The sequence below is a fragment of the Bacillus sp. NPDC060175 genome, from assembly GCF_042728695.1.
Lineage (GTDB): Bacteria > Bacillota > Bacilli > Bacillales > Bacillaceae_G > Bacillus_A.
Genome location: NZ_JBHWYR010000130.1, coordinates 1 through 7,694 on the forward strand (window position 1 = coordinate 1; position 7,694 = coordinate 7,694).

General features: G+C 32.9%; 10 protein-coding genes. 7 read left to right on the forward strand and 3 right to left on the reverse strand.

The features are described 5' to 3' along the window. The first annotated feature begins 188 nt into the window (after positions 1-188). The 7 genes from exsC to coaW all read left to right on the forward strand — a co-directional run bounded on the left by exsC (position 189) and on the right by coaW (position 5,827). Positions 189-623 carry an exosporium protein ExsC gene (exsC, locus tag ACFWDE_RS29015; protein WP_219919051.1) on the forward strand — a complete coding sequence of 145 codons (435 nt, stop codon included), beginning with the start codon at positions 189-191 and terminating at the stop codon, positions 621-623. Between the two features lie 306 nt (positions 624-929). Then, a complete protein-coding gene (locus ACFWDE_RS29020) occupies positions 930-2,132 on the forward strand; it encodes an MFS transporter (protein WP_002147232.1) in 1,203 nt (400 codons plus the stop codon). Between the two features lie 167 nt (positions 2,133-2,299). Continuing rightward, positions 2,300-2,602, forward strand: coding sequence for a hypothetical protein (locus ACFWDE_RS29025; RefSeq protein WP_377896210.1), 303 nt, complete (start codon positions 2,300-2,302; stop codon positions 2,600-2,602). Positions 2,603-2,780: 178 nt separating this feature from the next. Continuing rightward, the gene (locus ACFWDE_RS29030; protein ID WP_377896211.1) at positions 2,781-3,149 is read left to right on the forward strand and encodes a hypothetical protein; all 369 of its coding nucleotides are present in this window, start codon (positions 2,781-2,783) and stop codon (positions 3,147-3,149) included. A 175-nt stretch (positions 3,150-3,324) separates the two neighbouring features. Continuing rightward, entirely contained in the window at positions 3,325-4,524 is a 1,200-nt protein-coding gene (locus tag ACFWDE_RS29035; RefSeq protein ID WP_377896212.1) for an LL-diaminopimelate aminotransferase, read from the forward strand. 55 nt (positions 4,525-4,579) lie between these two features. Then, positions 4,580-4,978 carry a 3-hydroxyacyl-ACP dehydratase FabZ family protein gene (locus tag ACFWDE_RS29040; RefSeq protein ID WP_002127819.1) on the forward strand — a complete coding sequence of 133 codons (399 nt, stop codon included), beginning with the start codon at positions 4,580-4,582 and terminating at the stop codon, positions 4,976-4,978. Positions 4,979-5,005: 27 nt separating this feature from the next. Further along, the gene (gene coaW, locus ACFWDE_RS29045; RefSeq protein ID WP_377896213.1) at positions 5,006-5,827 is read left to right on the forward strand and encodes a type II pantothenate kinase; all 822 of its coding nucleotides are present in this window, start codon (positions 5,006-5,008) and stop codon (positions 5,825-5,827) included. A gap of 15 nt (positions 5,828-5,842) precedes the next feature. Here coaW and ACFWDE_RS29050 read toward each other — a convergent pair whose 3' ends face one another. From ACFWDE_RS29050 to ACFWDE_RS29060, 3 genes are all read right to left on the reverse strand, one after another. Continuing rightward, a complete protein-coding gene (locus ACFWDE_RS29050; RefSeq protein ID WP_377896214.1) occupies positions 5,843-6,352 on the reverse strand; it encodes a 2'-5' RNA ligase family protein in 510 nt (169 codons plus the stop codon). 117 nt (positions 6,353-6,469) lie between these two features. Further along, positions 6,470-6,949, reverse strand: coding sequence for a CcdC family protein (locus tag ACFWDE_RS29055; RefSeq protein WP_377896215.1), 480 nt, complete (start codon positions 6,947-6,949; stop codon positions 6,470-6,472). A 50-nt stretch (positions 6,950-6,999) separates the two neighbouring features. Further along, entirely contained in the window at positions 7,000-7,662 is a 663-nt protein-coding gene (locus ACFWDE_RS29060; protein ID WP_377896216.1) for a DUF4052 family protein, read from the reverse strand. Positions 7,663-7,694 lie beyond the last annotated feature (32 nt).

A 7,694-nucleotide genomic window follows, 5' to 3' on the forward strand; every position in this document is an offset into this window, starting at 1 on the left:
GAAGAATATTCTGCCTAAAGTATGAAAAGCATCAAAAAATGACTCTCATAATTGGGATTTTTTCTTGATGCTTTTATATTATCTCTCTATATTCAACATTACTCCTCCATTCTCTTAAAATCTTATAGTATATGTCCAAGCTAATTCATCGTTACCTTCATATTTTAGTATATGAGGAGGTGACGAATATGACTCATATCATTGATTACCAAGCTACTCAACCTTTAAATAGAACTGGTGAAACAACTTTTGTAATTCCCGATTCCCCAGAAAAAGCAATTCTAGCAAATATTAAATTAAAAATTTCAAGAAGAGATTCACGTAATAATCGAGTAGAATTAATTGCAACAGTTGGGGTTAAAGGTATAACTGACATAGCACAAATATTATTTAGAATTTTCCGTGACAATACAGAAATCTTCAACGCTCAAGTAGGGATTGAATCTACAGGTTCTGAGCAATTTTACGCGCAAACATTTCAAGCTATAGATCAAGATGTAAGCTGCGGGACTCACGAGTATTCATTAACTGTGGAAAATCTAACAAGTGCTGCAAGTGCAGACATTGTTGGCCCTCTATCTTTTAGTGGTTTAGCTATTGGACAAGATCATAAGTGCTGCTAAAGAAATCTATTGTTTGATGTTGCATTTGAGAAAAGTGAGACGTAGTAACTACGTTCTCACTTTTTTATTTTCTCTATGCTTTTCTTTATTTTCAATTTGTATTTAATCAAGAGTTTTTCACATTTTGAATTACTTATTTCATCATATAATTAATCAAATTTTCGACAAATCAAAAAGATTGAAATCCACTAATGAAACACGTAATATAGACTCTGACTCTAAAAAAGGCGCGTTAAAAAATAATGAATAAATTAGGAGGTTTTATATACGAGTTTTTCACTTTAAAAGACGGAGAGGTTTTACATTATGTGGCGTAATAAAAATGTTTGGATCGTTTTAATTGGGGAGTTTATTGCTGGTCTAGGGTTATGGCTTGGTATTCTTGGCAACCTTGAGTTTATGCAAAAATATGTCCCTTCTGATTTTATGAAATCAGTTATATTATTTATCGGACTATTAGCAGGTGTTCTAGTTGGTCCTATGGCTGGTCGTGTCATCGATCAGTATGAAAAGAAAAAAGTTCTTCTTTACGCTGGATTTGGTCGTGTTCTTAGTGTTATTTTCATGTTTTTCGCTATTCAATATGAAAGTATCGCCTTTATGATTGCTTTTATGATTGCACTTCAAATTTCAGCGGCATTTTATTTCCCTGCATTACAATCTGTAATCCCACTCATTGTTCGGGAACATGAGCTATTGCAGATGAACGGTGTACATATGAATATCGGTACAATCGCTCGTATTGCAGGTACTTCACTGGGTGGAATTCTTTTAGTTGTAATGAGTTTACAGTATATGTATGCCTTCTCAATGGCAGCATACGCTTTATTATTCCTCTCAACTTTCTTCCTACAATTTGAAGATAAAAAGTCAACTACATCAAGTAAAGAATCAGCTAAAGATAATAGCTTTATGGAAGTATTCCGTATTTTAAAAGGAATTCCTATTGCTTTCACAGCACTTATATTAAGTATTATCCCTCTATTATTTATAGCTGGATTCAATTTAATGGTTATTAACATTAGCGAAATGCAACACGATCCAACGATTAAAGGATTCATATATACAATTGAAGGTGTAGCATTTATGTTAGGTGCCTTCGTTATTAAACGTTTATCTGATCATTTCAAACCTGAAAAGTTACTATATTTCTTCGCAATTTGTACCGCTTTTGCACACCTTTCATTGTTCTTTAGCGATATAAAATGGATGGCTCTTACATCGTTTGGTTTGTTTGGCTTTAGTGTCGGCTGTTTCTTCCCTATTATGTCGACAATTTTCCAAACGAAAGTAGAAAAAAGCTATCACGGTCGCCTCTTCTCATTCCGTAATATGTTTGAGAGAGTTATGTTCCAAATTGTCTTACTTGGAACTGGCTTCTTCTTAGATACGATTGGGTTACAATATATGGTTCTCATTTTCGGAGTCATTTCATTGTTAATTATTTTCATTTCCCTATCTAAACAGAAACAATATGAAAAACAACCTTCGCAATCTGCGAATTTATAAAACTAATACTTCTTAAGAATGGATCCAGTATTTTAATATGGCTCCATTCTTTTTCAATTTCTAGGATTGAAATTTATATGCTTTGTATAGTTCCAATTTTTAAAGGAGTATCCCCTACTACTTTCGAATACAATAAATTATAGATTCTTCAAAAAGGAGCTGTGGAAATGTCTGCTGGTATGCAATTATTAATTACCCTTCTGTTTTCATTCGTTATGTTTGGCGTCCTTAATTTTTTAGCCATTTCCCTATCTCAAAATAACTTTAAAAGAAGGATTGTTGCAGGTTTCTTATTCTTACTGTTAACTCCCATTATCTTTTTGACTACTACAGCATTCGCTACCATATTCGATAAAGGTGGATTTGGTGCAGCTAACCTAGCCTTTATTATTGCAAATATGTATGTTGTAAATGGAATTGTCATTCTTCTTTCCGCTTCATTTATCCTCAAAAGACATAACATAAGATAGAGTTTTAGGCATGAATCTGGTATTACACTAGATTCATGCCTTTTTATTTTGAAATCCCACCCTTCTCCAAATTTTTATGTGAAATTTATTAATTCTTTATAAAAATTTAAACTTTATTCATTACAATATTCTTATTGTATTCGCACGTTTATAAAAAATAATAAGAAAGGAGTACACAATGAAAAAGTTTCTACTTATTTTCCCTATATTAATCGTTCTACTTAGTGGATGTAGCAATAATGATATATACGGCTCTTGGGAAGTCATTGATAATAAAAAAGGTGAATGCCCTGTGTATTATAAATTTGAAACAGTTGTAAAAGAAGAAAAGAAAGAAAAGGTTGTTCACAATTTAGTGGAAATGCAAACAACCAATAAAAAAGAGGATTTATATAAAGGTTCATTTGTCAAAAATTCTAATGTATATCACATTGATTATGGTAACTCATTTACATCGGATCAAACTTTAAAGGTTGTCGATGATAAATTAAATGTATACTTTTTTACAACTGAAAAAACATGTACATACAAAAAAACAAACAAATAATTGTCATTTATAACGTGGAAAATATTTTCTGCGTTATTTTTATTTCCCCCTTACTATCCTCCCTCTAAATTTGTCAATCGTTTTAATTTTCATAAAAAAATGATAAAATGTAAACATGTGTTTTCAGAATAATTAAAAATACAGAAAGAAAACACTGTTTTTAGGAGGGGTTTTGATGACTTACACTTTAGCAACTAGAATGAAAGCATTCCAATCTTCTATATTTAGTGAATTAGGGGCCTATAAAAAAGAGAAAATTGCAGCAGATCATAAAATGATTGATTTAAGTATCGGGAATCCTGATATGCCTCCTGCTGATTTCGTAAGAGAAGCTATGGTACATACTGCGAGTGAAAAAGAAAGCTACGGATATACATTAACTGGTATTCAAGAATTTCACGAAGCTGTAACTGAATATTACAATAACACTCATAACGTTAAATTAAATGCTGAAAAAGAGGTTTTATTATTAATGGGTTCACAAGACGGGCTCGTTCATTTACCTATGGTTTTTGCAAATCCGGGAGATATTATATTAGTTCCTGATCCAGGATATACGGCTTATGAAACAGGAATTCAAATGGCCGGTGCAACATCTTACTACATGCCATTAAAAAAAGAAAATGATTTCTTACCTAACTTAGAAGTTATCCCTGAAGAAATCGCCAATAAAGCAAAGATGATGATTTTGAACTTCCCAGGAAATCCAGTTCCAGCAATGGCACATGAAGATTTCTTTAAAGATGTAATTGCATTCGCGAAAAAACATAATATTATCGTTGTCCATGATTTTGCTTATGCTGAATTTTATTTTGATGGTCAAAAGCCAATTAGCTTCTTATCTGTACCTGGTGGAAAAGAAATTGGCGTTGAAATTAATTCTTTATCTAAAAGTTATAGTTTAGCTGGTAGCCGTATTGGTTATATGATTGGTAACGAAGAAATTGTCGGCGCGCTTACGCAATTCAAGTCTAATACAGATTACGGTGTGTTTTTACCAATTCAAAAAGCTGCATCCGCTGCATTACGACACGGCGCTGCATTTTGCGAAAAAAACCGTAGAATTTACCAAGAACGTAGAGATACTTTAGTGGACGGATTCCGCAAATTCGGTTGGAATGTCGATAAACCAGCTGGAAGTATGTTCGTTTGGGCTGAAATTCCGAAAGGATGGACTTCGCTAGAGTTCGCTTATGCACTTATGGATCGTGCAAATGTCGTTGTCACACCAGGCCATGCATTTGGTCCTCATGGCGAAGGTTTTGTACGTATTGCACTTGTTCAAGATAAAGTAGTATTACAAGAAGCAGTTGAAAACATTAAAAATAGCGGTATTTTCTCTATTGAAAAAATAGAAGAATTAGTTAAGAATTAATAATAACTCCCCTGCTTAACTTTAGCAGGGGTATTATTATTCCTGGAGGTACGATATGAATATTAAAGATACTCTTCCCCATCGCTATCCATTTTTAATGATTGATAAAATTACAAACGTTAAAGAATCTCAATCAGCTACAGGATACAAACTGATCACAAATAACGAGTGGTTTATTAATGAAAATCAAAACTATATGCCTCATATGCTAATTGTAGAAGCACTGGCTCAACTTAGTGCTTTTGTAAGTACAGGTGAATCTGAAGGACTTGGTTTCCTCTCCTCTTTAGATGGGGTGGAATTTCATGAAAATGCGTATCCCGGTGATAAACTTGACTTACATTATGAATTAACACGTAACAGACGAGGTTTTGTTCTTGGGAAAGGAATTGCCTCTGTAAACGGTCAATCAATCGTTACCATTGAAAAGCTATTAATATATCAAGCTGATTAAACAGATTACATAGTAAGGGGTAGGGAAATGCGGAATGTTATTGGTATTGATGCTGGGGGAACATTAACAAAAATTGTTTACTATAACGTAGAGAATAAAATATCTTTTGAAAAATTTTATTCATATGACCACCAAAAGATTAAAGAATGGCTTCATCAAAACAAATTCATTACACAACTATGCATTACAGGTGGTAAAGCGGCCCAATTGCAAGATCTACTTTCGGATTCATATGAGACAGTAACATTAAATGAATTCGATGCTACTATAACCGGTGTTCACTATATCCTAAACAAAGAAAAGCAAACTATCAATAATTTTGTATTAACAAATATCGGTACAGGTACATCTATTCACTACGTTTATGACAAGCAATATGTTCGCGCTGGTGGAACTGGAGTTGGCGGTGGTACTATTATGGGTCTTTCAAAACTATTAACAAATATAGATCATTTTGAAGATGTGATTCCGCTTACGAAAATTGGTTCAAGAAACAGTCTAGACATTACAGTTGGAGATATTTATGGCGGTATTCTCTCCCCTATTGATAATAACTTAACTGCTAGCAATTTCGGAAAAGCGACCATTACAGACTCAAATTATAGTAGTTCAGATATACTTGCTACCGTTCAAGGACTTGTCGGTGAAGTCGTCACAGCATTAAGCCTTCAATTCGCCGAAGCGAAAAATATTGACCATATCATTTACATCGGTTCTACTCTATGTAATAACGTACATCTTCAAAATATTATAAGTAGCTATACAGAGTATCAAAACAAAATACCAGTCTTTTTACAAGACGGCGGTTATAGTGGTGCGATTGGTACTTTACTTCATGGTACGAAATAAAAAAGCTGACTTTTGTCAGCTTCTTTGTAATGACACTTCAAATTCAATAATTGATTCTCCGTTCTCCCCAATACGTTCCACACTCATTCTATCGATTACACAGTGCAGCTTCTCATGAAAACAAGGAAGATCCCTTGCTAGTTCAGTAGCTAACTGCGAGCTTTCTTTTCTTCCGACTGTTACATGGGGTATGTACGGAATGTCTTTTCTCAAAAGTGGTAGTAATGGTCCTGTATATAATTTATCATGTAGCTCTTCTATTTGTTCTTTTCCTTGCTCAATTTCTAAAAATAAATAGTCTCCTATACTAGTTACACCACTTGCAAACTTAATCTCAATTGTACCTATCCCTTTTGATATATTCGAAATATGTGATTTCAATTCATCATTTGAAATATTACTTTCAAAAGGAAATACACTTGTTATGTGGGGAGGAATTAAACCAAATAAAGGGTCGTGTATTTCTCGAATACTTTCTATCTCATCAGTAGACATGTTATTTAGAAAAAGTAAAATTGTACGCATTTTTATATCCTCCACTCTCCTCAATTTTTTATATTTATCATATTGCATGGTAGCTTGCACTTCAACAAGTTATTTCACTTACATAGAAAAATAAAAAACTTCTCAAATGAGAAGTTTTCATATAGCATGATTATTATTTTCCCGCCAAACTTTCTTGAACTTTATATAACAAGCAATTCTCCACGGAATAATATAAGACACCGCAACAACGTAAAATAATAAACCTATTGTTTGCGGATCTAAGCCAACAATATATTGTCTTGAACTATATCTTAAAATAACAATTCCGATAAAAGCAATTAAAAAGGCAGCACTTTTTTTCGTATAAATGTTTCCATCTTCTCTTCGCTCATAGTTTGTTAGAAATATAAGTGGGATTGCGAAAATCACCCCAATGGATGCCGCTATAGTCACTTGTAATATAGCTGGATGTACTGGACCAAAAAACAATAAAATACCCGGTGTTAAAAATAGTAATGGCCACAAAATACGTTTTCCCTTTCCCTTTATCGGCTTATACATAGAACGATATCGTCGCCAAAAAATTAGCAGTGCTACGCATAAAAAGACTGTTATTAGTGAAGATGTATCTCCCATTTATTTTCCCTCTTCTCCCAAAGTATATATTTAATTACACTTTAAATCGTTTACTCAAATGATACTTTTCGAATGAATATACCGCTAGTCACGATATAGACGACAGTTAATCCAATTGAAATGACAGTAAAATATGGAATATCTATTAAAGATAGATTAGATGTAGAATTTAAATCCTGTATTCCTACTTCACCATAAAGCACACTATTCAATGATATAAAAAGTGTTCCTCCTACCATAAGACCAATCCACTTAAACCGTTTCTTAATTACTACTGCTACTTGAAAGAAAGTTGCTATTGTAACATACAATAATAGTTGTACAATAAACTGTTCTACTGAGTGTTCTCCTAGACTAGTATTTGTTGTACTGTACAATGTATTTTGTAAAAGAATCACTTGAAGGAATGAGAAAACCGCAGCCTGTAATATAATATAGCAAACTGATCCAATGAAAAACTCTAACCTCGTTACTCCAAACGAAACAGCTAAACGAAACAGATCATCCTGTATAATGAAAGAGCTTACTACTATAAAAAATATAATTACAATCGAAGGATTACTTAAAATATGTTGTAAAAATCCTTCCTTTATTCCTTTTAAATCCATTGCACTTGTTATTCCTTTTATAAGTAATGCTGCAATCCAAAATATAATAAATGCATTATAATGAAAATTTATATGTAACTTCAACTGCTTCATTAACATCGTCATTTCACTTCACCACCAGTTATATGAATAAATAG